Consider the following 25,621-nt stretch of genomic DNA (forward strand, 5'->3'; position numbering starts at 1 on the left):
AAAAATTCAAGACTTGGAACTCTCCGCTAAAAATAAAATCTGTTCACTAAAAATTCTAAAACTCGCGCGAATTTGAAGTTTGCTTTCAATTCAAGATTTGTATCGCGCTCCAACAGTAGAATTTTCTTAACGTTCACAGACTTTATTTTCTTGACGCTCCGATTTCCTATGTCGTTTTAAAGACAGTTTATAGTTATTGTGTTATTTGAATGACCGTTGAATATTTTAATTGATTCCTTTCTTTAGGTAAATTAATTTCAATTGAATTCTCCGTTTTTTTCCATTGAATTTTATTCGATAATCCCAAAACTTTTAATGATTTTGGTTTAAAATTTTCAGGAATTGTGAAATTTAACGTTGATGGAGATTCGTAATTTGATTGATCATTCAAGTGAAAAACATTCACTACTTTTCCATCTTTGCTTTGGGTGTAATAAAAATTTCCGTCGTGGTAAGGTGCAATACTTCTCGTCGCAAAAACTGCGGACTGGTTTTTATCCATCCAAGCTGAAATTTCTTTTAGTCTTTCATAAACGATTGGATCATAATCTCCGTTGGGTCCCGGAGCGATATTCATCAGATAATTCCCACCTCTTGAAATAATTTTAACCAACGTTTCAATGATTTTCTGAGACGATTTATAGTTGTCATTCGGAACATACGAAAACGAATCGCCCATCGTGATACAACTTTCCCAAGGAATCGAAAGCGCCTTTTCGGGAACTGCCTGTTCTGGTGTTACATAATTTTCCCATTTTCCGGGAACGGTGCGATCCACAACAATAATTCCGGGTTGATTTTTTCCAGCCATCATCCCGATTTTATCCATATCAATATCCTGTTCAACCTTGATCGTTCTTTGCCATTCAACATTTGGATCGATCGTGTGAAACGGACGAACCCAACCTCCGTCTAACCAAAGAATATCGATTTTACCGTAGTTTGACGTAATTTCATTTAACTGATTAAAGGTGAAGTTTTTGAAATTCTTCCATCTTTCAGGATACTTTTTCGGATCATAATTCACATTACGATCTTTTGGCGGAAAATACGGCCACCAGTAATCGTCAGAATGCCAGTCGGGTTTTGAAAAATAGGCTCCGATTTTAAAGCCTTCTTTTCGGAATGTATTGAAAATTTCCTTTGTCACATCCGCTTTTGGATTTTTGGAGAAAGGCGTTTTTGATGAGGTTATTTTATAATCAGACTCTTGGGTATCGAACATCGCAAAACCATCGTGATGCTTTGTTGTAAACACCATATATTTCATTCCTGCTTTCTTTGCCGCATCGGCCCATTTTTGAGGATTGAACTGAGTCGGATTGAAAGTCGTCTGAAGATTTTCATAGTTTTTTACATATTCGTAGTACGATTTTCCGTGTTCAGGTTTTCTTTTCGTCCAATCTTCATCTTCCGGACAAAGGCTCCAACTTTCCACAATTCCCCATTGGCTGTACGTTCCCCAATGCATGAACAATCCGAATTTTAAATCCTGCCAGTTTTCAAGATTCTGGACAACAAGCGGATCTGTCGGTGTTTGATAACCCTCGGAAACATTATGAGCCTGACAAAAAAAAGTGGATGATATAAGTAAAGTTGAAAGAAAAAGGGTTTTCGTTTTTGGTTTGATGAACATTGAAGTTTAGTTTTTGCTAATTTAATCATCATTTATTAAAACCGCAAAAATCGACATATATTTAGGCTGAGGTTAAGGTTTAGTTTAAAATAAATTGTGAGAAAATTTAGAAATTAACAAAAGAACTTATCATAATTTAAACTAAATTTTTAAATGCATAATCTACTTTAGAATAAGTAAATTCCAACCCACTTTTCATTAATTTATCAGGATAAACATTTCTGCTTTTTAATAATAATTCTGTTTCGGATTTTAAGAAGATAGATGCGATTTCCAGTTGCCAAACAGGAGCATTTAATCCAAATGGAACTTTCATTTTTTTTCTTAATTTTCTCATAAATTCTTCATTAGGCAAAGGATTAGGAGCTGTTATATTGATTTCACCTACAATATTTTCATTATTGATAATATGCTCAACAGATCTGCAAAAATCATCAATATGAATCCAGCTTATATTTTGATTACCTCTTCCCTGTTTTCCTCCTAAACCGAATTTGGTGATCATTTTTAATTTCGGAAAAGCACCGCCATTATTTCCCAAAACGATAGAAGTTCGCAACGCCACTTTTCTTACATTTTCTGTTTTTGATATAAAAAATTCTTTTTCCCAGCTTTTACAAATATTCATGGAAAAATCATCGCCAATGATTCCGTTTTCTTCTGTGTTTAAGTGCGTTTCAGAATGAATATAAATAGTTGCGGAACTTGCATTCAGCCAAACTTTCGGTTTATTGATACATTCATTAATGGCTTGCTGAAGAACTTTTGTACTTTCAATTCTTGAAGAGTAAATTTCTTTTTTGTTCTTTTCAGTATATCGGCAATCGACAGATTTTCCTGCGAGATTGATCAGAACATCTGAATTTTCAAGTATATTTTTCCATTCATCCAACGTTTTTGCATCCCAAAATATTTCGTTTTTACGTTTTGGATTTCTGGTTAAGATATAAACCTGACTTCCTTTTTCTGTAAAATATTTTTCTAGATTTTTCCCGAGGAAGCCGGTTCCGGCGGCGATGATTATTTTCATTGTGGTTTGGTTGTTTTTAGTTAGTTGTTGCTTGTTGGCAGTTGATGGTTTTAAATGCTTAATGTTTATTGATAGGATTTTATCCTATCCTGTTTTAAGTCGTCCCTTCGGGACTCATTATTGATTGTGTGTGTGGTAGCTTTAAATCTATGAATGAATTCTATTCGGTTCTTTTAGCTTTTTACTTGGTTCTTAAGATATTTCTTCGTTTTTACTTCAATTTCAGAGCCTTCTGCCAACATCACGGAAATAGGTTTCTGATGATTTAAACATTTAAAATCACTTCCGTAAACAGCTTCAAAATCGATTTTTAGTTGATGATTTTTAACTAAATAATAATCCCATTTTGGGTGACAGACTTCGTATTCTGAAGTTTTATTTTGTTTTTTCGTGAAGCCATAATAATGTTCGGTAATAAATTCAAATTCAGAATTGGTTTCCATTTTCAAAGGTTGATTTTCGGCAGTAATTTCTATAGAATGCCAAGTTTTATCTTTCCATGAGTATTTTATTAATAACTCTTCATCTTTTTGATGAATTATATTTTTCATCGGCATGGTTTTATAATTTTCTTTATAAACAGAATTCGCCACAAAGCTTAAAGCCGGTTTCGGAACGATTTCTTTGATGAAAACGACGCCTCTTTTCCAATCGTTGCCTTCTTTTTTCTTTACATAAAATCTCAAATTCACTTCTTCAAAATTTCTGTGAAAAGGAATCGGAAATCCGAGTAATTTGGTATTTAAAAACATAAATCCGACTAGACTTACATAACATTTTCCCTGATAAAAATCGAGTTCTGTACCTTCGGGAAGATATTTTTCTAAGATTTCGGGATTGATTTCGTAGTTGATAATGGCTAGTTTTCGCCATTCTGCTTTTAGGAAGTTCATTTCTTTGGTTTTTGGTTGATTGTTATTAGTTGATAGTTTTATGTGAAATACTTTCCTTCGTCAAGCTCAGGATAAACTAAAAGCTCAGCATAACAATGCTTATACTAACTTTTTCGACGCTCGCTTCGCTCGCGTTTTATTCCATTTTTCCTAATCTAATGATTACTATTTTCTGCAGTTATTTTTATTAATTGATTTCTTTCCAACAGAAATTTCTTCATATAATTTTTAAGAAAAAGACTATCAACGGTTTTTCCAATGAGTCCGAAAGGAGATTGAAATTCGAAAATATCTGTCATCATTGTGTTTTTACCTTCCTGTCTGAAGATATGCTGATGTTTCATCGATTTAAAAGCGCCCTTTTGCATTACATCGGTGAAATGATGAGGTTTATTCATCCTGACAATTTTTGTGGTTAAAGTCTGATAAACACCCAGATGTTTTGCTTTCCAAGTCACCGTTTCATCTTCTTCAATTAATCCGGAAGTTCTGCCGGCAATTGCTTTTTCGTTAGTTTTTGAAGTTGATTTTTGGTGTAAATCAATATCTCTTGCCAAATCGAAAACGGTTTGGATATCGGATTCAATAATGGTATTTAAATAAATTGTTGACATTTCTTTATTTTAAGAATTAATCCAGATTAAAATCCCTAAAACGGTCATTCTGAAAATCATCCAGGATATTGTCGGAAGAAAATTTAATTTTAAAATCCGGCATCTTCTGATATGTTCCAGAAACATGATGCATACGACAATTCCGAAATAAATAATGGAAGAAAATGCATTTATATTTAAGAATAAGCCGGGAATTAAAAGCAGAGTTCCGATCAAAGAAACGGTCATCATATTTCCGAGATAATTCCAGATTTTGTCTTTTAAATAAGATTTTAAAAATACAGTCTGCCAAACGATTTGTGCGATGCAGATTACCAATTCTATCGCAAAATTCTGACTTAAACCTAATCCTAATTTTGCTGAAAATATACTTAAAACAGATCCTGAGAAAATTACAACAAAAGCAATGTATGCCAGTCTGTATTTCAGATTAAAATCTGGTATACAGGCATTTTCAGGATATAGATTATCTTTCGCAGAAGGAATAATCTGTTTTCTGTTATAAGAAACGAAAGAATACAGTTTTTTGAAAAACCAATGCAAAGGTTGTATTCTGGCTACTTTTTCTAAGGTTGGAAACGAATTTCCGATGATTAATAATAAACTGTCCAAACCGTAAATCACTTTATTTTTTTCATGATCGACTAAAGCGATTTCATTTTTGGCTCGGTCGAAATCAATCAGGTTTTTGTTCTTGAAACTTAGTTTGGTAAAGGCTTCTCTTCCGCTTTCATCCAACATTCCGGTTTTTATAAAACCTTTTGAATACATGTTACACATTGGACATTCGTTGTCGTAGATTAAGGTATGGTTTGTGAGGGTTTTCATTGTGCTTGTTTTTGAGATTGATAAATTTGATAGATATCATAAACATAAATAATTGCTAAAACAGGACTATAATACAAAGAAAATAAAGGAATTATCATAAAAATCGCACATATATCATCCATACTTCCGCTGATGACAAGTAAAATCAATGATAAAAATACGGGCAGGATTAAGCAACCATATATTTTAAAAATCAATGACTTTTTATAACTGTAAGTACATCTTATCAGATAGCTTATGAGTTGTGAAATTCCTACTCCAAAATAAAATAGCCAAATAAGTTTTTCATTTCCTATTAATAATGAAATTATAATTGTAATAGAAATGATAACAAAAATTGTTAACTGGAAGTAAAAATCGTTTTTAGCAAAAGTTTTCATGGTCATTCATTTTAAAGGTTCAAAAAATCTCCTCTCGTTCTTTTATTCTGGATTTTGAAAGTGAAATACATCCAGATTTTAAATATCAGTGTTTTCATTTGTGATGATTTTATCTTTATTCATAGCATGCTTACGGCCTTTTAAGAAGAGTAATAGGTTCAGAAGCATCATGATACCAAGGTAAATTGAAAAGCCACCGATTTTTTTACTTAAAGCAACGACCAGTCTTTCCACAGTTTCTATCTGAAAAAATTCAATGATACAAAGGGCAAAACCTATATTTAAGAGATAAAAACCGATCTTGAACAATGAATTCGTTGCCATCGCGATATCTTCCTTTTGATGAAAAATATCAATCATAAAGGTTTTTGAGTTTTTGAACAGAAATTGTGAAACAAAAACAGTCAGGGTAATTACAATTGGTAAATAAATCATGTACGCTGAAAAATTGTACGTCGTTGTGGTTAAAATAGTTGTCATCATAATCGTTTTATTTGAAGGTTAAATTTTTTCTTAAAAAGTAAAGTGCGAAAATGTTCAAAAAGTGCAAAAAACAAAGGATCAATGTGATATATCCTATTCTGATTGAAGTGATCATCAGAAGTTGTTCCATCGAATGTATCTGATCCCAATTGGCAAGATTAATCGCGATATAGCCAAGATTAATCAGGTAATAGCATCCTAAAAGTATCCTGTTGATCGTTAAACAAAGATTAGCATCATGAATGAGATAATCCAGATAATACTTTCCTGCGTTGTAGCATCTTCTCCCAACATCGATCGTGATATACGAACTGATGGAAAGAAAAAGCAGATATGAAATAATATTGAACATTTTATAAATATTATATTTTCAATAATTTTTGAAAGTTTGTTTGAAATAAAAAAGGATTTGTGGTCCTTTCTATTTTAATAAATTCGTAATCTTTCCCACCAGCCAGTGATCGTCACTTTTTATTGCCAGATCCATAATATTATTGATTTTCCCTGTAACAGAGCTGAAATCTTCCATTAACTTAATAAATTCTTTGGCGCCTTCAGAATCTTTATCTTCAATATTTTTTAGTTCTTCTAAAAACGAAATGACTGGTTCAATCTCTCTTTTTCTTCTCTCTTTGGTAATTTGCTTGAATAAATACCAGACATCTTTTTCCGCTACGAAGTATTCCTTTCTATCGCCTTTTACAAACTCTTTTCTTACAATTCCCCAATCGATCAATGCACGGAGATTCATATTGGCATTTCCTCTTGAAATTTCCAGCCCTTCCATCACCTCATCGGTAGAAAGCGGCTTGTCACTCGCCAAAAGCAAAGCATGAACCTGCGCCATCGTACGGTTGATTCCCCAATTGGTAGCAAATGTTCCCCATGTCTGAATATACTTTTCTTTGGCTTCTGAAAGTTGCATGTTGTCTGTTTTTAAATTTCTATTACAAATATAATTAAATATTTTGAATTTTCAATAATTTTTGAAAATTAAATATAAAAAAAATAGAAGCTACTCTACTGAGCAGCTTCTTGACAAACATTCATATTATATTCACGTAATAATTACGGTTCAACTTTAGCCTTAATCCCTTCATTCCAATATTTAGATTCCGGCATATAATAGAGGTAAATAGTACTTGCTTTTCCTGTATATTCTCCGGCAAATTCGGTTTTTAGATCCAAATTAATCACTTTTGTTTCATTCGCATTAAAATGTTCCCAATACAACACCAGATAATTATCAAAAATCTCATAATAAGAGACCTGCTTTTTATCGATCAAATCTTTCAATAAAGCGTTTTGCAACGTCAATCCTGCCGGAATTCCTATTTTTGCGGTGACCATTGGCAATGGTCCGTTGATTTTATTTTTTACGGTTACCGTTAATCTGTTCGTTTCTCCAACTTTTGAGGTTAACGATTTCAGCTTTGTTTCCATGGTCACAGGAATGTCTGTACTTTTCGGAGCCTGTAGCGTATAAAATTCATAATCCAGTTTATAAGGAAGTCCTTTTGTACTCGGATAATTAATATCGATCCTATTTTCTCCCGATTTAAATGCCGAAGCGATATTAATTCGCGGCGAAACATCTGCTTTATTTACTTTGATGATCGGTTTTTCATTTCCATACAGTTTTTCATTTTTAGCGAAGAAATCAGACAAAACTTCCAATGCAAGACTTGTAGCCTGGGTAGAACCGAAACCGTAATATCCGTTAAAATCGATCAATTCATCAGCAACTTTTGGAATTTGTAAAGGGCTTATTTTTTCATCTTTCTGCAGCGCCATCATATATAAAGAAAGGGTTTCTGCATTGGCCGACCTTCCGCCCGAACCGGTAAAAGTTACTTTTGTATTGATATTTTTACCGGCATCCTGCTTGTTTAAAATTTCCATTAAATTGTTATACTCCTGCACTTTTCCAAGATTTGAAGAAGCATTTGCCATCAACGCCAACTGATAAGAATCTTTTGTTGCCAAAGCTCTTTTCAACATCAATTGGTAAGAATTTTCAATCTCATTTTTCACACCAATTTTCGATAAAGCATATAAAACATACATATTTCTCGACCATGAATAATCGGAATACGGCTGATTCATTTCATAATTTCTTCTCACTTCAAAAAGTCCGTTTCTGTCTTTTTTAGATAAAATAAAGGTTTTTAAATTTTGAATTAAAGATTCATCAATACTGATCAGTTTCTTCAAATCACTAAACTCCAGCAAAGCAAAAGCAGACACCGCCACACTAGATTCTGTAGAACTGAAATATCCGAATCCATTATCCTTATTTTTATAGCTTAACATTCTTTGAAAGCCCTTTTTAAGATTTTTGAGGACTAAACTTTCTGTTTCAGCATCTATTTTTTTGACCGATTTAAGATAATTCAGTATAAAAATATTGGGATAAACGGTGGAAGAAAGCTGCTCAAAACATCCGTGAGGTTCTTTTTTCAATCGTTCCAAATCCTCAAACATCTGCAATGCCTGGTTTTCAAAAACATAATATGAGGCATTCAGACTGCCATTAATCAATTCAGGAATATCAATTTTTATGTTCTCATTTTTATTATTAATGATCGAATAATGATGCGGAAAACCTTTCTCTTCCACTTTAAAAGGCAAGATCATCGTTTCCCTGAAATCCCCCGAACGAACCGTAAACTGTATATTGGAATTCACGATTTCATTCGTCTGCATCTTAACAAATAATCTTCCGGATTCTAATGGTTTTAAGGTAATCAGACTGTCCGATTTCATCAAATTCACCCGATTCGGAACCACCACATTCATTATCATTGTTTTGGTTTCATTCGAATTATTTTTAATCACCACCGGAATCATCATCTCATCTGTTCTCGTCAGATATTGTGGGATTTTAGCATCAATAGAAATTAAACTTTGAGCCGCATAAGTGGTTTCATCTCTTCCCAGAAGTCCGTTCGCAGAAATTCCTTCCGTCATAATTCTGAAGGTCGTATTGGCATCAGAATTATAAAACTCTACTTTTGCCTTTCCATCTTTGTCAGTTTCAATCACAGGATTCCAATAAATTGCCTCTCTGTAATCGTATCGGTAAGACGTATTGGTGGTTTTGTAGACCGGATAGGAAAACTGTCTCGTGTAATTATACGTAACCAAACTGTCGCTTCGCACGGCTTCCACTGCAAAATAAGACTTCGGGCTAATATCCAACTTCACTCCTCTTCCACCGCTTCCGATAGAATTCACCAATACTACGCCATTCGCAGCACGGCTTCCGTAAAGGGCAGTTGCCGCCGCATCTTTTAAAACCGTAATACTCCCAATATCATTAGGATTGATCGTGGTATTGAGATTTTCCACAGGCATACCATCCACAATATACAAGGGTTGCTTATTCGAAATAGAAGCCATCCCTCTTACTCTTATATTGACATATCCACCAGGCTGACCTGTGCTGTTAATTTCAATGCCAGCTACTTTACCATTTAAAGCAGATAAAACATTTGGATTTTGAAGTTCACTAGATAATGAAACAGCAGTATACGAAGTGGTCATTTTACTTTTTACTACTTTATTTAAATATCCCAACACTACAACTTCCTCCACATTTTTCTCTTTAGCAATTGTATCTTTTCTATTTCCAATAGGTTTATTAAACTGTTGCTTTGGTAATTCTTTTACCGATTCTTTCGGTTTTCCTTTAATTTCAGCTTCTTTAATGATTTCTTCAACATCAACATGACTTATTTTCTTTTTATCTAAAGGATTAATATCTAGTTTATAGGATAAAATTCTCACTTTCACTTCATGTTTAGGCAACGGCGATTTTGCAATCACTTTATACGACTTATCACGTTGAAGATCTGAAAAGTAAAACAATCCGTCTTTCGCTGTATTTTGCTTTAAAATTTTACTTTCTCTATAATTTTCTTCTAACAAAAAAACTTCCGATTCTACAGGATTTTTATGTTCATCCTCTACAATTCCATAAATCGAATTTTTCTTTTCCGGAAGGTATTTGTATTGATCAGATTGAATCACTTCGGGAATCAGTTCAAAATATCGGTAACCGTTTGTCAACATCACCAAATCCAGACTTTTGGATGCCTTTTCCTCTTTTTTATCAAAATAAAACTGCGGTTTTTCGATCTTCCCTTTAAGTTCAGAATCCATCAGCAACCATGAAATAATATGATTTTGTTTGTCGTCTGCGTAAGTCCAAAGTTTATCATCTACTACGCTCAATCCAAGATTTGCAGAAACAGCTTTTTGATTTTCATCTAACGTTTCAATATCCAAAACAACTTTTTCTCTTGGAAGATAATTTTGTTTTGAAGGTTTAATTTTAATGCTCAGCTGCTTATTTTCATTCGCAAAAATAATACGTTCCGCCAACGGAATTTCATTCTCAATAACGGTGAACCTGCAAATTCCTACAGGAAGTTGATCTTCAGGAATTTCAAAGGAATTCAGTCCTTTTTTTAAGATCAAGGATTGACTGTAAATTTCTTTTTCTCTAAAGTTTCCTTTGACCAAAACCGTCTTCCCATCCGTAGAAAATAATTTAAAATAAAACGTCTTATTTTCTTTAGTAACATTCAGCACAACGCCTTCATTTTTTGCAACAGAAAATGGATAAATTGTTTTTATATTTTCAGGCTTAACTACTTTTGCATAATACGTTTCATTTTTTCTAGCGGTAAATAGAAAAGATCCCATTCCGAAATGATAAGCAGAAACTTCTTTTATCTTTTGGTGATTTTGGTTAAAAATTTCCAGTGTCGCATCCACAGGTTTTTCAAATTCATCTAACACTTTAAAAGCAATATTCTGTTCAATTCCGTTGATCAAACTTCCTCCTTCAGGCATCAATTTCACATCCAGATTATTAAGAACAATCGGAATATTTCGCGAAATAGATTCTGTAAATCCATCAAAATTGACTTTTATATTTAGTAAGGCATCAGAAGATTTCAGGATCTTTGGAAGATTAAATTTCAACTGATATTTTCCTTCCTTATCGGTTATTAATTTTCCTTCAGACACCTTTTCTCCATCATGCATTACCGTGTAATCTGCTTCGTAAAAAGGAATGGGTAAATTGCTCAGACTCTTCATTGAAAAATCTGCCAGCACTTCATCTCCTGCACCATATCCTTTCTTTGGAAAATCCAGTTTCATTAAAATTCTTGGAGACACAATCTTCTGCAAGGTAATTTCCTTTTCAAAAACATTTTTCCCTTGCTCATTCAGCATCCAGTTGGTATAGGCACGAACTTTATAGATTCCGCCTTTCATTTCATGATCAAAATAAACGTATCCTTCGGCATGACCGTTTTTAATTTCACATTTAAACTTTCGGGAAACCGTTCCGCTTGGCTCAATTAATTCAAAATTAACCACTTTACTATCCTGAGTCGGAAGATTATTTTCACCTTTAACAATGTAAATTTTAAAGTACATTTCTTCTCCCGGTTTAAAAAAAACATGATTGGTCTGCACATATACTTTCTCTTTTTCAAAGTCCTGAAATGGTTTTTGAGCATTCATTAGAACATTTGAAAAAAGAAAATTCAGCAATAAAATATAGGTTAGAAATCTGAAATTCATAGCTTTAAAATTTAAATGAAACCATACATCCGAAAGTCTTGAAAGAAGGTAAATTGAAGAAGTCCATTCCTTTTCCGTTATCGGTATCGTAAAAATTCTGATTAGGATCTGTTCCTTTGTTTGCCTGCCAAAGCAGAATATTATTCACATAAAAAGTTAACGTAATCGTACGAAAGGAATTATTTATCGGAAAATCTGCAGAAAGCGAAATATTATTAATACGTACATAATCTGCTTTTTGTACGTACTCTTCTGCAACACCTAAATAGCCATATCTCGACCATCGGTTTTCCGTAACATCCTGATTTTGGTTGTAAAAATCAACCGGAATTTGATTTATATTTCCATTGGAATGGACACCCTGAAAAATATAGTTTTTAACATTTCTGTCTTCTCCGGAATTGTAAGAACGTCCGTAATAATCGAGAACAGCCTGAGTTCCGTTCCAGATTTGCCCACCTTTTTTCCATTCCCAGTTGATATCTAAAGTCAACCGTTTATAGTTAAAAGTATGATTGAATTTCATCACAAAATCCGGTGTCGGATCAGCAATTATTTTCATTCCATCTGCTTTTTTAGGAAAACCGAATTCATCAATAATCAATTGATTATCTGCATTTCTCTCAAAATAACTTCCCATCACCGCTCCCAAAACCTGACCCTTTGAAAGGGTTTTATAAATATCCTTAAAACCTGAAACTGCCCAATCATCATATCCCGCGGCCACATGATCTACAATATCTTTATACTTGAAAAACGAAATTTTGTTGGCAACATAAAAATTCTGACCTAAGCGAAGACGTTCATAATTAAAATTGAATTCATAACCGCTATAGGTATGATCTGCCCTATTTTTAAGTTTCAACTGATTATTTTCAAAAAAAGGAAATACATCATTTTTGATTTTTCGATTAAAATATTCCCCTTCAAGACTGACTCCATATCCCAGATCCAGTTTTCCGCCAATTTTCCATTCATGAACATCTGTATTCGAAAGATTATTAAAGCTTTCCACCTCATCAATCGGAAAATATAGGTAAGAATTTTCCGCGTTCAGCAAAGTAGTTGCATAAGAAGCATACGATCTTGTTATTTCAGGTTCAGCGCTAAGTTGAGTATAGGCTCCCAACAGCTTAAAGTTGATTCTTCTCCAATTAAAGATTTCATTGAATTTCAAATAAGCATTTGCCTTTGGAAGCCAGTATGCATTTTTATTTGAAGTGTTTGAAATATAGAATGAATTTCCAAAATTAATTCCCATTTCAAAATAATTATCACTGATTTCCATATTATAATTAAATCCATAATCCTGAGAAGTTCTTTGATAATTGTATTTTCTACCAGTTAAACTGTTGTAAACATCCGATTTTCTATCATTTAAAATAAAATTTGCACTGAAAATATTTCTAAATCCATAATTTCCCAACGTATAATTTCCTGTAATATTAGAATTATATAAACTGTTATTTTGCGTTCTTTCGTTCAAAATCCCGTTAGTAAATCCATAAGTGGAAGGTTGATACTGATCGAAATTCGAGAAATGATCGTTTTCGTAAGACTGACTGACATTCAATTTAAAATCACCCCATTTTTTCGCTATATCTAAACTGAATTGTCGCCTGTTATCCCGATAATTGTATTTATTTTCTTGTTCAAAAAGGAAAAATGGATTATCCGCTGACTTGCTGTAACTTCTTTGCAAGCCATTTGAAAGAAAAGTTTGCTGAGAATTTGAAAACGAAATGGGAGTCAGTAGAGCATTTTGGTAAATTCTATTGAAAAGCCCTATTCTATTCGCATTTGTCGCTTTATTTTCTTCATAATTAAAAACAGCATTCACTGTGTAGCCCTTAAAAGCAGAATTAAATTTAGCTTTTAATGTATTCGAAATATTGAACTGATCGATAAAATACATTTGATCTTTTTGCTGACCTAATTCCAATGAAAGCCTCAGTTTTTCCTGATATCCCCGCTTAATAAAAGCATTTATATTTAACTGATTACGGTAGCCCACCGTTGTTTTAAAAATATCATTATGATAGGCTTTGGCGGGTGAAACTCCTTTATCAGAACTTACCAATCTTCCATTTTGGTCGTATTCATAAGGCTGCCCATCAAATGTTAAAGTGGAAATATCCGGGCCGAAGCTGAAAACCTCGTTCGTTTCAGGTCCTCTCCAAACCAAACTTCCGTTATCAGATCTTCCTTGTACGTATCTGTTTTGTGTTTTGGGAATAGAATTTCGGTTCTTAATATCGAAAGAAGTTGTAAAACTTCCGTTAAAAACTAAGTATTGCTCCTGAAGGGATTTCAGCTTATACAAACTGTCATTTTTTCGTTTTAATTTCCTAATCGATGAAAAATATTTATCTGAATTTTTACTTAAACCCAACGTCGAATTTTCAATGCTGAATCGATCCTCAGAGCTTCCTGAAATAAGGCTATCATACGTTTTACTGTAAATATGAGTTACATTTTCTTTCTCATCCTGGCCTTCGAGAATAGATTTTAATTCTTTTAAACGGTAAGACATCACCACTTCCGTATTCTTCCCGTTATTCCAAACCAAAGTATCGTAAGGCTTTGCAGCAAGAATGGCAAATCCCTTCTCATCAGTCATTTCATAAATCCCGCTGTTTTTATTAAACACCTTTAAAAAATTCTGCGGTTTACCTTTATGATTAAAAAAAATTCCTGAATAGTAGAGATTAGAATCCTGGGCGAAAGCTGCCACAGCTGTTGTCATCAGACAAAAGATATATATTTTTTTCATGGTTAATGATTTACTATTAAACAGAAATTATTATAATTTAATTTTCGATTTTGAAGGGAATGAATACCTACTTTTTCTTTGCTCCAGCTTTTATCAAAATTTCATTTATTTTTTTTCTTTCCGCTCTTGAAATATCTTTTGTTTCAACAACAATGGCACCGCCTGAAGCCTTTGCTCCAAAAAACTCAATAGCTTTTTCATCCTTTAACACGGTAATGGCTACGATACGGTTGGGATTCAGTGTTCTGAATTCGTCCATATCCGTAAGTTTTCCATCAATAACATACAACGGATTTTCTTTCGCATTGGCAGAACCTCGAATGATGACATCTACTTTTCCGGCCCTTGGATTTGCTGACGGACTCATGCTCAATCCGGCAACTCTTCCCTGTAGCATATCTGCCAAAGATTGATCACCAACTTTTTCAGCCAAAATATTATTAGATGCTATTTTCTTTTTATTTCGTAAATACGTGGCATTATAGCCTAAAACCAAGGGTTCTTTCATTTCATTCTTAATCTCAAACTGACTGTTAACAGAGGCCAACGCTTCTGCGGTATCTGCTTCAATCTTCATTTTGGATCTGGTAAAATTGTCAGAAGACACTACGTTGGCCGATACATTAGAAGCTATTTTCTCTCTTTTTGTACCCAATCCCATAACCACTACTTCTTCGATATTTTTTCTTTTCACACTGTCCATTATTTTTGGCAAGGCAGGTACTAAAATTTCTTTGGTAACATATTCTGCTGAAGGATATTCAATTCCGTTGGAAGAAAGGATAAATGGCTTTTCATCAGCCTTTGGTTGATGATAGGCTAATATTTCCTGTTTTCCTGACCGCTTCGGAGCTGCTGCCTCATTTTGAATATTAACCTTTACTGTACTGTCGATTTTCTCAATGGGTGTATTTTTAGGCCCGGTGGTATTTTTTGCAACGGTATAAGGTGTATTTTCGGTTGGGCCTTCACTTTTGTTTACGAAGTAAAAAGTTCCAAAACCAATTAATAAACTTGCAGCAATGCCATAAGGAATCCAGGTTGAGATGGTTTTCTTTTTTTCTTCTTTTTTATCTAATCTTTCTTCAATTTGATTCCAGACTTTATCAAACCCAGGAAAAGTCGCAGGTTCGTCTACTGCTTTGGAAGCTTCGTTGAAAGTTTTGTCTATATTATTATTTTCCATTGTGTTTACGTTTAAATATTTTGATTCACCAACAGTTCCTGAAGTCTTTTTCTGGCAAAATTGAGTTGAGATTTCGAAGTTCCTTCGCTGATGGAAAGCATGGTTGCAATTTCTTTATGAGGATAACCTTCAATAGCAAAAAGATTAAAAATAGCCCGACAACCTTCAGGAAGGAAGTTTAAAAGACTTAAAATATCTTTTTCGAAAGAAAGACTTTCAGTTCCTGAATCATGAGATTCTGCATAGTTTTCATCCAGAGAAATATGGAGAGCTTTTTGGGAACGAAGTTTCTGTAAACATTCATTTACGGCAATTTTTCTTGCCCAGGATTCGAAGATATCGGGATTCTGAAGCTGATTCAGCTTCGTGAAGATTTTATAGAAGGTATCTGCCAATACTTCTTCAATATCTTCATCGTTTTTCAGATAGCGCTTACAAACTGTATACAGCTTGCCCGCCATCTTCTCGTACACTCTCCGCTGTGCATTGCGGTCGTTACGCTGACATTCTATTAGTAATTCTTTTTCCATAGTCAGGCTTTATACTTATAGAGATGCATGAAATTTCAGAAAGGTTGGAAACATGGTTAACTTTTTTTAAAAATAGTTGAAAATGATGAATAAGGCAAATGGGAAAATGGAAAAGAAGCTGGATGATGGAGGTTAGAGTCAGAAAGTGAAAGAGATGACCACGCCCCTAGCCCCGATTGCAGCGGATACCCCGGAACTGGGTTTGAGAGTTTGAGAGAAGGAGGGCTTAAGCGTTGGAGCGCTTTGGAGCGCTTTGGGGTGAGGAGTATGAGCGGAAAGCGGGAATAGCTTCTAATAAAAATCTTACTTTCATAAAAAATTTTCCCTTTTCATAAAAAACTTAATATTAAATTTAACTTTTCCCTTTGTAACGAATCTTTAATAGGAACGACTATTCATATAAATAATCTTTTACAGTAATGAAAAATAGAAAAATTGCCTCATTACTTTTTGTTTTGTCTGCAGGAAGTATGATGTTTGCACAGGATGACTTAATCAACAAGTTAAAAAACAACCAATCTCAAAATGCTAACTTTCAATTTACTACGGTAAAAGATGTGGGAGCCACTTCAGTGAAAAATCAGGGTTCTTCGGGAACATGCTGGAGCTATTCCGGGAATTCTTTCCTAGAATCTGAAATGCAGAGAATGGGTAAAAAGCCTGTAGATCTGGCGGAAATCTTTACTGCAAGGAACTCTTATCATGATAAAGCAAAATTATATGTTTTAAATAACGGAGCCATCAGCTGGGGCGACGGAGGGGAATTGCATGATGTTGTGAATATGTACAAAAAATATGGTGCGGTTCCTCAGGATGTTTATACAGGACTTAAATCGGGGCAGACTTTGAATAATTTCAAAGAAATGCAGGGGAAATTAAAGCCTGTTTTAGATAGTTTGGTTCAGGCTTCCTCTAAAGGAAAACTTTCGGATAACTGGATGTCTTCTGTAGATGCGATCTTAGATGAGTATTTAGGAAAAGTTCCTACTAATTTTACGTATGAAGGGAAAAATTACACTCCAAAAACCTTTGCTAAGGAAGTTGTAGGCATTAATCCTGAAGATTACGTAGAAATTTCTTCTTATAAAGATTATCCTTATTACCAAAAATTTGTAGTTCCGATTCCTGATAACTGGAGTCATGATTCTGACTGGAATGTTCCGATGAAAGATTTAACAGCGATTGTTGACAACGCTGTCAACAAAGGGTATTCTGTAGGCTGGGCAACAGATGTTTCTGAGCCTTATTTCTCTTACAAAAATGGGGTGGCGTATGTTCCGGATATGGATTTAGATCAAATTACGGCGGACAATAAAGCTACTTTATTCACGGAGCCTAAAAAAGACAAAACAATCACCGAAGATATGCGTCAGAAAGCATTGAACAATCTTTCTACAACGGATGATCACGGAATGCACATTGTAGGATTGGCAAAAGACCAAACCGGAAAAGAATATTATATGGTTAAAAACTCTTGGGGTGTAACCAATGATTTTGAAGGATATCTGTATGTAACAAGACCTTATGTTGAATACAAATCAACGGCTATTCTTGTTCACAAAAATGCAATTCCAAAGAATATTCTAAAACAATTGAAACCAACTAAAAATATTGGTTTATAAGATCACTTTTTGCCGTTTATTGGCAATTTAGATAATTAATCTGTTAAAAACCGTTCTCATTTTTTGAGAACGGTTTTGTTTTTTCAACAAAAACCGGCTTTCAGATCTTCTAAAAGCCGGTTTCGTTTAAAAATTTAAATAGGTAATCAAGATATATATAAATTGTGAACAGCTGATATCACTTTGCCAGTGAAAAGTTGTTAATAATGAAGGTTAAAATTAACCGCAAAGCAATTCACCATTCACAATCGAATTTTAGTATAAAGTCGCTAGACTTTCTGCAGAAAAATCAAGAAGTTCTTCTGTGTTCCCTTCTTTGATCTTCGTCACCCAGTTTGGATCCTGTAAAAGAGCGCGTCCAACAGCAACAAGGTCAAAATCTCCTCTCTCTAATCTTTTTGTAAGTTCGGATAAATCTGCTTTTTCAGTTCCCTGACCTGCAAAAGCTGCCATAAAATCACCTTCCAAACCTACAGAACCTACGGTAATCGTTGGCTGACCAGTAATTTTCTTAGCCCAACCTGCAAAATTCAGATCAGAACCCTCAAACTCAGCTTCCCAAAAACGTCTTTGAGAACAGTGGAAAATATCAACTCCAGCTTCTTTTAAAGGCAATAACCATTCTTCCATTTCTTCCGGAGTATGGGCTAATTTCGTTTTATAATCCTGTTGCTTCCATTGAGAAAGACGGATAATAATCGTAAAATCTTCTCCAACAGCAGCTCTGATCGCTTTCACCACATCAACCGCAAATTTGCTTCTTTCCTTCAAAGTTTTTCCACCGTATTCATCCGTTCTTGTATTCGTTATATCCCAGAAAAACTGGTCGATAAGATAACCGTGAGCTCCATGAATTTCCAGCACATCAAAACCAAGATCTTTTGCAGATTTTGCAGACGCTGCAAACTGAGCAATCGTATCCTGAATATCTTCCAAAGTCATCGTAGAAGCCTTTTCCATATCTTCTAACGGATAATCTTCAGCACTTCTCGTATCTCCTACATGCCAGATTTGAGGACCCATTTTCCCTCCATTTTCATGAACGGAATCGATCACATTTTTCCAGCCATTTAAAGCTTCTGTTCCGTAAAAATCAGGGATATTCTGAAGATTTTTAGAAGCAGGTCTGTTGATCACTGTTCCTTCAGAAAGAATCAATCCAACTTCTGCAGCTGCCCTTCTTGCATAATATTCCGTAATTTGCTGAGTAGGAACTCCGTTATCAGACTGCGCTCTCGTCATCGGAGCCATTACGATTCTATTTTTAAGTTCTAAATTTTTATATTTAAAAGGTTTGAATAATGATTCTGTACTCATTTTAAAAGTATATTTTATAATTGTTACACAAAGTAACTAATAATAGTTCGTTTTTGTATCTTTCACATTAAAAAAAGTGGTAACTTTGTGGTAACTTACATTAGTAACATAAAAGTAACGCTTGAAATTTTTACTATGAAAAAGAATGAGTTAATGGCTTACAGTTGCCCTCTTGGAAAGGCGATGTCGGCTTTAGGAAGCAAATGGAAACCCATTATTGTATTGGTAATTAAAGACCGAAAATTACGTTTTGGGGAACTTGCCGTGAGAATCAATGTGATTTCCAGAAAGGTTTTAACAGATCAATTACGAGAAATGGAAACCGATGGATTGGTGATTCGTGAAGAGTTCAAAGAGCTTCCTCCACGAGTTGAATATTCTTTAACAGAAAAGGGATTGGCTTTGCTGCCTATTTTATATCAGTTGGAAGAATGGGAAACGAAATATCATGTTTACGATCCGGAAAAAGCGAAAGATTGCAAGATGCTTTTGGAAGGAAATAAAGTAAAAAAGACGATAGAAGCTTAATAATTACAAGATGAGGTTGATATTTTTACCTATTTTGATACTTTCCATTCATTGTAAAGAAGTTAAGAACACTGACTTTTCAGGTGAATGGAATTACGAAAGTTTTGATGATAAAAATCCTCTTACTAATAAAACATTCTCTTTACAGCTCAATCAAAAGAAGGATTCGGTAACCGGATATTATTGCTCTGTGTCACGAAACGGAAACAGAGTAGATTGCTTTGATGAAAAAGATCTTAACCTAAAAGGTAAAGTAGATCGTGACACTCTTTTTGTTGATTTTAAAAGCAGTTTTAATGATGAAATTGGCAAAGCAAAACTCTATTTTAATGGTAAAAAGCTATATTGGACTATCACAAAATCTGAAGGTGTGAACTATTTACCTACCGATATTTTACTTGAAAAAAGTTAATTTAAATCTTACTTAATTTTTTCACAATCAACATATTTGCAAAAGGTGTTAATTTTTGATTCTTTACGATCTTTAAATCTGCGCCAGAAATAGCTTTCTTCCAATTCTTTTCACTCAAAAAATGAAATGCTCCAATATTAAAGAAAACAAAGTTGGTAAAATCTCTGAATTGCTCTGAAACAATGATAACCCCGTCATCTTTTAAAATTCTCTTTGCTTCTTTGAAAAATAAAACTCTTTGCTCATGATCCAAAATTTCATGTAAAGAAGTTACTGCCAAAATTACATCCTGAGATTTATCTTCAAAAGGTAATCGATTGGGCGAAATCTTTATTTCTTTAGAATGCGGCGGAAATATTTTCTTTGACGTTTCAATTCCTTTTTCCTGCTCGTGACGGTTTCCAAAGATATCACAAACCGTCAAGTTTAAATTGGGATATTTTTCCTCTAACCTTTTAGACAAAGGATCAAAACTTGCGTGAACAAGAATAGCATTTTCAGTTTTTTGCCAATCTATTATTCCATTTAAATTTTTCAGTTCATACAGATCGGATTTGTCGTATAAAGTATAAGATGCAACGAGTGAAGCGATGATATTTAAGACAATTAGAGCACTTAGAATTCTAAATGATAGCTGAATCAAACTTATATTAATCCAAAAGGAAGCGATCAATAAAACAGCTGAAACAACTATTCCTAAAAGGATTTTCTGATAATTAAAAAGAATGACGAGTTTAGTAATTTTCACGATTATGTTTTAAAAGTGAATGTACAAATTTTCAACAAAAAAACCGCCTCCAAAAGAAAGCGGTTTCAAAATTTATCTAAAATCTCAATTAAAATATCGCAGGATATTTCTGAGGATTTGTTTCATTGAATAAAGCATAAATTCTTTCCACCATATCATCTGAAGATGGCTTAGAGAAATAATCTCCGTCACTTGCATACGCCGGTCTGTGGTCGTTTGCAGCAATCGTTAACGGATCAGAATCTAAGAATCTGAAAGCTTTTTGTTTTTCTAAAATCTGTTGAAGAATAAACGCTGAAGTTCCGCCTTCCACATCTTCGTCTATTACGACCAATCTGTTTGTTTTCTTCACAGATTCAGCAATTTCGTGTGTTAAATCGAAAGGAATTAATGACTGAACGTCAATAACTTCTGCAGAAATCCCTAATTTTTCCAATTCATTAGCAGCTTCCATAACGATTCTCCAAGTCGAACCGTAAGTTACCAAAGTAACATCTTTTCCTTCTTTTGTAACATCGATTTTTCCAACAGGAATCGTAAATTCACCTAAATTATCAGGCTGTTTTTCTTTTAATCTGTAACCGTTTAAACATTCAACAATTACAGCCGGTTCGTCTGCCTGAAGCATGGTGTTGTAGAATCCTGCAGCAATCGTTAAGTTTCTTGGAACCAATACCAAAATACCTTTTGAAAGGTTCAAAATTCCCGCCATCGGAGAACCTGAATGCCAGATTCCTTCCAGTCTGTGACCTCTTGTTCTGATGATTACCGGAGCTTTCTGACCACCTTTTGTTCTGTAATGAACCGTCGCCAAATCGTCGCTCATCCCTTGTAAACAATACAAAATATAGTCTAAATACTGGATCTCGGCAATTGGTCTTAAACCTCTCATCGCCATACCAATACCTTGCCCCAGGATCGTCGCTTCACGGATTCCCGTATCGGCAACACGAACTTCACCGTATTTTTCCTGCATTCCTTCAAGCCCTTGATTTACGTCACCGATATTTCCGGCATCTTCACCAAACACTAAAGTTTCAGGATATTTTTCGAAAATTTTATCGAAATTATTTCTTACCACTACTCTTCCGTCAACCTCTTCTGAGTTTTCAGAGAAAACTGGCTTCACTTCTTTTACATTTTCAGCTTTCCATTGAGACTGAGAGTATAAATGAGAAGAATAATTGTCTTTTTCAACTTCAAAAATCTCGTTGTATTTCTGCATCAATTGGTTTCTTTCCGCAGAATTTGTTCCTCTTGTTGCTAATAATGCTTTTCTCGTTAAATGGAAAACATCTTTTTTAGCTTTTGAAACTAATTTATTGAAATGATTAATATAATTCTCAATTTCAGCATTTTGTCCTTTAATATTTTCAACTAAAGGCAACACTGAATTGATTAAATCTGTAATCGTTCTTTGGTAATGATCCCAAGCATTTTTCTGTCCTGCTTTTACTGTTTTCTTTGCTTCATCATCAATAGAATCCAGCTCTTCAACAGTAGCAATAACCTCTTCTTTTCCGTCAATTTCGATTGAATAATTTAAAATCCATTCTCTGAATTTCACCAATCCGTCGAATTGAGCTTCCCAAGCCAAACGCTCTTCATTTTTATATCTTTCATGAGAACCCGAAGTCGAGTGACCCTGAGGCTGCGTAACTTCAATCACATGAACCACAACCGGCACACTTTCAACTCTTGCAAACTGCTCTGCTCTTGCATAAGCATCCAATAAAGCCGCATAGTCCCAAGCTTTCACCTGAATGATTTCACAACCTTGGTTTTCACCTTCTTTTCTTTGGAAACCGCTCAACATTTCAGCGATATCCGCTTTTGCTCTCTGATTTTTTGTAGGAACTGAAATTCCGTAACCATCGTCCCAAATTGAAACAACCATCGGAACCTGAAGTGCACAAGCTGCATTCAACGTTTCCCAGAAATGACCTTCTGCTGTAGAAGCGTCACCAATAGTTCCAAAAGCAATCTCGTTACCGTTGTTTGAGAACTTTTCAGAACCTTCAAATTGAACTGATTTATAAACTTTAGAAGCCTGAGCTAATCCTAACAATCTTGGCATTTGCCCTGCTGTAGGAGAAATATCAGAAGAAATATTTTTCTGAGACATCAGGTCTTTCCAGCTTCCGTCTTCGTTCAAACTTCTTGTTGCAAAGTGCCCATTCATCTGTCTTCCAGCCGATGCAGGCTCTCTTTCAACGTTTGTATCTGCGTACAACTGTGCAAAGAAACTTTCTACTGACAATGCATCTACAGCCAATGAAAAAGTCTGATCTCTGTAATATCCCGAACGGAAGTCTCCATTTTTGAAAACTTTCGCCATCGCCAACTGAGGAAGCTCTTTGCCATCCCCAAAAATACCAAACTTAGCTTTTCCTGTTAAAACTTCTCTTCTGCCCAAATAAGACATTTCACGAGAAATTCTTCCTAATTTATAATCTTCAAGTATTTGATTTTTAAAATCTTGAAAGGAAATTTGCTGTGTTTCAATATAGGTTGTTTGCATAGCCAAATATTAAATATTTTTTATTTTGAAGTATTTTGCTAATATACACTTTTTAAATTAATTTTAATTTTTAATAATCTTTTTTAAAAATTTGATAATAAAAAAAATTGTGTTTATCTTAGAAAAAATTTGTAAAAGATGGAAAAAAAGTCAACGCACATCCTTAATGCATCGAGCAATCTTTTAGGATTTTCGCTGGTGATTATCACTTCATTAAAGATCACCAAAATCAGTCACAGCACGCATTTAGACGAATTCGCGGGAGTCGCGTGTCTTTTTTTTGCTTTCAGTTGTTTCTTCTCTTTTTTAGCCATAAGAGCCACCAACCAAAAGCGGGGAAACAGGTTTGAAACTATTGCGGATTATTTATTCTTAATCGCTTTATTTTGTATTGTTCTAGCTGTTATTATCGTAACAATGAAGGTTATATAATTTAAAATTTACGCTCAATTACGTAATCCAGCATTAGATGTAACGATTTTCTCGCTTCAGATTCAGGAAATTCATTCAGAATATCTTTTGCTTTTTGTTGAAAATCTTTCATTACTGTAATCGCATACTCTAAACCGCCAGAACTTTTAACGAAATTAATCAACTCTTTCACACGTTTTTGGTCATTATTATAACGCTTAATCGTGTTGAAATAGTATTTTTTATCCTTTTCGTTGGCAATTTTTAACGTATGAATTAAAGGTAAGGTCATTTTTTGCTCTTTAATATCAATTCCTACAGGTTTTCCGATAACGTTTGAACTTAAGTAATCAAAAAGGTCATCTTTGATCTGGAAAGCCATCCCCGTATAGGTTCCGAAGTCCATCATTTTTTTTGCTAATGTTTCATCAGCATTATTAGATAAAACTCCAATCTCGCAACAAGCGGCAATTAAAGTAGCTGTTTTCTGGCGGATAATTTCATAATAAACATCTTCCGTAATGTCCAGTTTTCTCGCTTTTTCTAATTGAAGAAGCTCACCTTCAGACATTTCGCGGATGGTTCTTGAAATAACCCCCAACAAATCGTAATCTTTGTGATCCGTTGATAATAAAACCGATTTCGACAAAAGATAATCTCCTACCAAAACCGCAATTTTATTCTTCCACAACGCATTGATGGAAAAGAAATTACGGCGTTTAAAACTTTCATCTACCACATCATCATGCACCAAAGTGGCGGTATGGATCAGCTCGATCATGGAAGCTCCACGATATGTTTTTTCATTGACATTTCCGATTAGCTTCGCACAGAGAAACACAAACATAGGGCGCATCTGTTTTCCCTTAGTGGTAACAATAAAACGAGTTACCTTATCTAATAAAGGGACTTTGCTCTGCATTGATTCATAAAACTTTTGTTCGAAAAGCTTCATTTCCTCATTAATCGGTTGCTTGATTTCTTCTACAATATTTGCCAAAATCTTCGGATGATGAATAAATTACTAATTCTTACAAAGATAATTTTTTTCAGGCAATTTTAAGATAAATTAATACGAATATCAGCTTTTTAGTTTTCCTCCGAATGCATACCTGAATATTTAATTTCCTGATTATTTTCAATCCGGAAACAGGCCTCCTGTTAAAAAAATAAGTTTAGAAATCTTTAAATTTTTCTTTAGGAATAAAATAGAGACTTTGCTTCGAGCTTCCTAACGGCGATCTGAACTTTTCTCCGGAAATATAAACTCCAGATTCGTCTACTGCAATACCTTCAATCTGCCCAATTGAAAGAGCGCTGCCCAAGTAGTAATACTTAGGCGCTTCCTTAAAGAAAACTCCGGGTTCCGTTTCCCTGAAAATATGCAGAAACACTTCAGTTTTTTTGGTATACCCTACCAAATACAATTTTTTATCAAAATAATAGGCATCCGTTATACAATCATTCGTTTTAAAACGTTCTATTTTTTCTGCCTGCTGTTTTTCCTGAATTTCGGGATCCACCGTATAATGCGTTGTTGATTTCGAAGCCCATTCTTTGGTAAAAACATGAAGCTTCCCATTGAGAAAAATCATAGCTTCGGCATCAAAATCATTCTTATAATACTGGGGAACGAATTCCACTTGGTCCGGATAATAAAAAGAAATCTTTTGAACAGAATCGTTGGCGATAATTCCGTCCCTGAATGGAACTTTATAAATTTCAAGATCTCTTCTTGTTCCGCCGTTATTGCCAAAATCGCCGATATAAAAATAAACCCCGTCATTGGTCAGCGCCTCCCAATCTTTATTCTTGGCGTTTACGGTATGGGTTTTCAGAATCTGCCCGTCTGCTTTGCTGATCTCAAAAATTTCAGGGGCATTTCCGCTGTCATTAAAAGTGTAAAGTTTTCCATTAAAAAAATTAAGTCCCGATGTTTCCTGAATTTTTTCATCCAGATAATTGATCCGATATTTTCTGATCTTAAACAGTTCTGCCTGCTGAGCAAATGAAAACTGAGAAATAATGATTGTAAAAAAAACAATAATCTTTTTCATATCCTATAATTAAGGGTTAAAAATAAAAAAACGGACCGAAGTCCGCCTAGT

22 protein-coding genes are annotated in these 25,621 nt (G+C 34.3%); 4 read left to right on the forward strand and 18 right to left on the reverse strand.

Annotation, left to right across the window (positions count from 1 at the left end):
- Window positions 1–193: 193 nt before the first annotated feature.
- From VUJ46_RS07860 to VUJ46_RS07920, 13 genes are all read right to left on the reverse strand, one after another.
- Entirely contained in the window at window positions 194–1,636 is a 1,443-nt protein-coding gene (locus tag VUJ46_RS07860) for an alpha-L-fucosidase (RefSeq protein ID WP_326984440.1), read from the reverse strand.
- Between the two features lie 136 nt (window positions 1,637–1,772).
- Window positions 1,773–2,666 (reverse strand): TIGR01777 family oxidoreductase, encoded by an 894-nt coding sequence (locus VUJ46_RS07865; RefSeq protein ID WP_326984441.1) that lies wholly within the window; start codon window positions 2,664–2,666, stop codon window positions 1,773–1,775.
- A 173-nt stretch (window positions 2,667–2,839) separates the two neighbouring features.
- Window positions 2,840–3,559, reverse strand: a complete 720-nt coding sequence (locus VUJ46_RS07870) for a YqjF family protein (protein ID WP_326984442.1) — start codon at window positions 3,557–3,559, stop codon at window positions 2,840–2,842.
- Between the two features lie 155 nt (window positions 3,560–3,714).
- Window positions 3,715–4,173 carry an SRPBCC family protein gene (locus VUJ46_RS07875; RefSeq protein WP_326984443.1) on the reverse strand — a complete coding sequence of 153 codons (459 nt, stop codon included), beginning with the start codon at window positions 4,171–4,173 and terminating at the stop codon, window positions 3,715–3,717.
- Window positions 4,174–4,182: 9 nt separating this feature from the next.
- On the reverse strand, window positions 4,183–5,001 hold the full coding sequence (locus VUJ46_RS07880; RefSeq protein WP_326984444.1) for a DCC1-like thiol-disulfide oxidoreductase family protein: 819 nt from the start codon (window positions 4,999–5,001) through the stop codon (window positions 4,183–4,185).
- On the reverse strand, window positions 4,998–5,381 hold the full coding sequence (locus VUJ46_RS07885; protein WP_326984445.1) for a hypothetical protein: 384 nt from the start codon (window positions 5,379–5,381) through the stop codon (window positions 4,998–5,000). The genes VUJ46_RS07880 and VUJ46_RS07885 overlap by 4 nt, the downstream gene beginning before the upstream one ends.
- A gap of 78 nt (window positions 5,382–5,459) precedes the next feature.
- Window positions 5,460–5,864 (reverse strand): hypothetical protein, encoded by a 405-nt coding sequence (locus VUJ46_RS07890; RefSeq protein ID WP_326984446.1) that lies wholly within the window; start codon window positions 5,862–5,864, stop codon window positions 5,460–5,462.
- A gap of 7 nt (window positions 5,865–5,871) precedes the next feature.
- The gene (locus tag VUJ46_RS07895) at window positions 5,872–6,216 is read right to left on the reverse strand and encodes a hypothetical protein (RefSeq protein WP_326984447.1); all 345 of its coding nucleotides are present in this window, start codon (window positions 6,214–6,216) and stop codon (window positions 5,872–5,874) included.
- 69 nt (window positions 6,217–6,285) lie between these two features.
- Entirely contained in the window at window positions 6,286–6,789 is a 504-nt protein-coding gene (locus VUJ46_RS07900; RefSeq protein WP_312390747.1) for a GbsR/MarR family transcriptional regulator, read from the reverse strand.
- A 143-nt stretch (window positions 6,790–6,932) separates the two neighbouring features.
- A complete protein-coding gene (locus VUJ46_RS07905) occupies window positions 6,933–11,465 on the reverse strand; it encodes a TonB-dependent receptor plug domain-containing protein (protein ID WP_326984448.1) in 4,533 nt (1,510 codons plus the stop codon).
- Between the two features lie 4 nt (window positions 11,466–11,469).
- Window positions 11,470–14,238, reverse strand: a complete 2,769-nt coding sequence (locus tag VUJ46_RS07910) for a hypothetical protein (RefSeq protein WP_326984449.1) — start codon at window positions 14,236–14,238, stop codon at window positions 11,470–11,472.
- Between the two features lie 67 nt (window positions 14,239–14,305).
- Window positions 14,306–15,424: a hypothetical protein gene (locus VUJ46_RS07915; RefSeq protein WP_326984450.1), complete on the reverse strand. Its 1,119-nt coding sequence runs from the start codon at window positions 15,422–15,424 to the stop codon at window positions 14,306–14,308.
- An 11-nt stretch (window positions 15,425–15,435) separates the two neighbouring features.
- A complete protein-coding gene (locus tag VUJ46_RS07920) occupies window positions 15,436–15,954 on the reverse strand; it encodes an RNA polymerase sigma factor (RefSeq protein WP_326984451.1) in 519 nt (172 codons plus the stop codon).
- A 419-nt stretch (window positions 15,955–16,373) separates the two neighbouring features.
- Between VUJ46_RS07920 and VUJ46_RS07925 the strand changes: the two genes are divergently transcribed.
- Window positions 16,374–17,576, forward strand: coding sequence for an aminopeptidase C (locus VUJ46_RS07925; protein WP_326984452.1), 1,203 nt, complete (start codon window positions 16,374–16,376; stop codon window positions 17,574–17,576).
- Window positions 17,577–17,831: 255 nt separating this feature from the next.
- Here VUJ46_RS07925 and VUJ46_RS07930 read toward each other — a convergent pair whose 3' ends face one another.
- Window positions 17,832–18,893, reverse strand: coding sequence for an NADH:flavin oxidoreductase (locus VUJ46_RS07930; RefSeq protein ID WP_326984453.1), 1,062 nt, complete (start codon window positions 18,891–18,893; stop codon window positions 17,832–17,834).
- 135 nt (window positions 18,894–19,028) lie between these two features.
- On the opposite strand from VUJ46_RS07930, the gene VUJ46_RS07935 reads away from it, so the two are divergent.
- Window positions 19,029–19,421 carry a winged helix-turn-helix transcriptional regulator gene (locus VUJ46_RS07935; protein WP_326984454.1) on the forward strand — a complete coding sequence of 131 codons (393 nt, stop codon included), beginning with the start codon at window positions 19,029–19,031 and terminating at the stop codon, window positions 19,419–19,421.
- 10 nt (window positions 19,422–19,431) lie between these two features.
- Window positions 19,432–19,833 (forward strand): hypothetical protein, encoded by a 402-nt coding sequence (locus tag VUJ46_RS07940; protein ID WP_326984455.1) that lies wholly within the window; start codon window positions 19,432–19,434, stop codon window positions 19,831–19,833.
- A 1-nt stretch (window position 19,834) separates the two neighbouring features.
- On the opposite strand, the gene VUJ46_RS07945 is transcribed toward VUJ46_RS07940, so the two are convergent.
- Together VUJ46_RS07945 and VUJ46_RS07950 are read right to left on the reverse strand one after the other, a co-directional pair.
- Window positions 19,835–20,581, reverse strand: a complete 747-nt coding sequence (locus VUJ46_RS07945; RefSeq protein WP_326984456.1) for a class I SAM-dependent methyltransferase — start codon at window positions 20,579–20,581, stop codon at window positions 19,835–19,837.
- Between the two features lie 88 nt (window positions 20,582–20,669).
- Entirely contained in the window at window positions 20,670–23,102 is a 2,433-nt protein-coding gene (locus tag VUJ46_RS07950) for an alpha-ketoacid dehydrogenase subunit alpha/beta (protein ID WP_326984457.1), read from the reverse strand.
- A 138-nt stretch (window positions 23,103–23,240) separates the two neighbouring features.
- On the opposite strand from VUJ46_RS07950, the gene VUJ46_RS07955 reads away from it, so the two are divergent.
- Window positions 23,241–23,534, forward strand: coding sequence for a hypothetical protein (locus tag VUJ46_RS07955; RefSeq protein ID WP_326984458.1), 294 nt, complete (start codon window positions 23,241–23,243; stop codon window positions 23,532–23,534).
- A gap of 1 nt (window position 23,535) precedes the next feature.
- On the opposite strand, the gene VUJ46_RS07960 is transcribed toward VUJ46_RS07955, so the two are convergent.
- Together VUJ46_RS07960 and VUJ46_RS07965 are read right to left on the reverse strand one after the other, a co-directional pair.
- The gene (locus tag VUJ46_RS07960) at window positions 23,536–24,513 is read right to left on the reverse strand and encodes a polyprenyl synthetase family protein (RefSeq protein ID WP_312390723.1); all 978 of its coding nucleotides are present in this window, start codon (window positions 24,511–24,513) and stop codon (window positions 23,536–23,538) included.
- Window positions 24,514–24,688: 175 nt separating this feature from the next.
- Window positions 24,689–25,570 (reverse strand): hypothetical protein, encoded by an 882-nt coding sequence (locus tag VUJ46_RS07965; RefSeq protein ID WP_326984459.1) that lies wholly within the window; start codon window positions 25,568–25,570, stop codon window positions 24,689–24,691.
- Between the last annotated feature and the right edge of the window lie 51 nt (window positions 25,571–25,621).

This window comes from Chryseobacterium sp. MYb264, assembly GCF_035974275.1.
Lineage (GTDB): Bacteria > Bacteroidota > Bacteroidia > Flavobacteriales > Weeksellaceae > Chryseobacterium.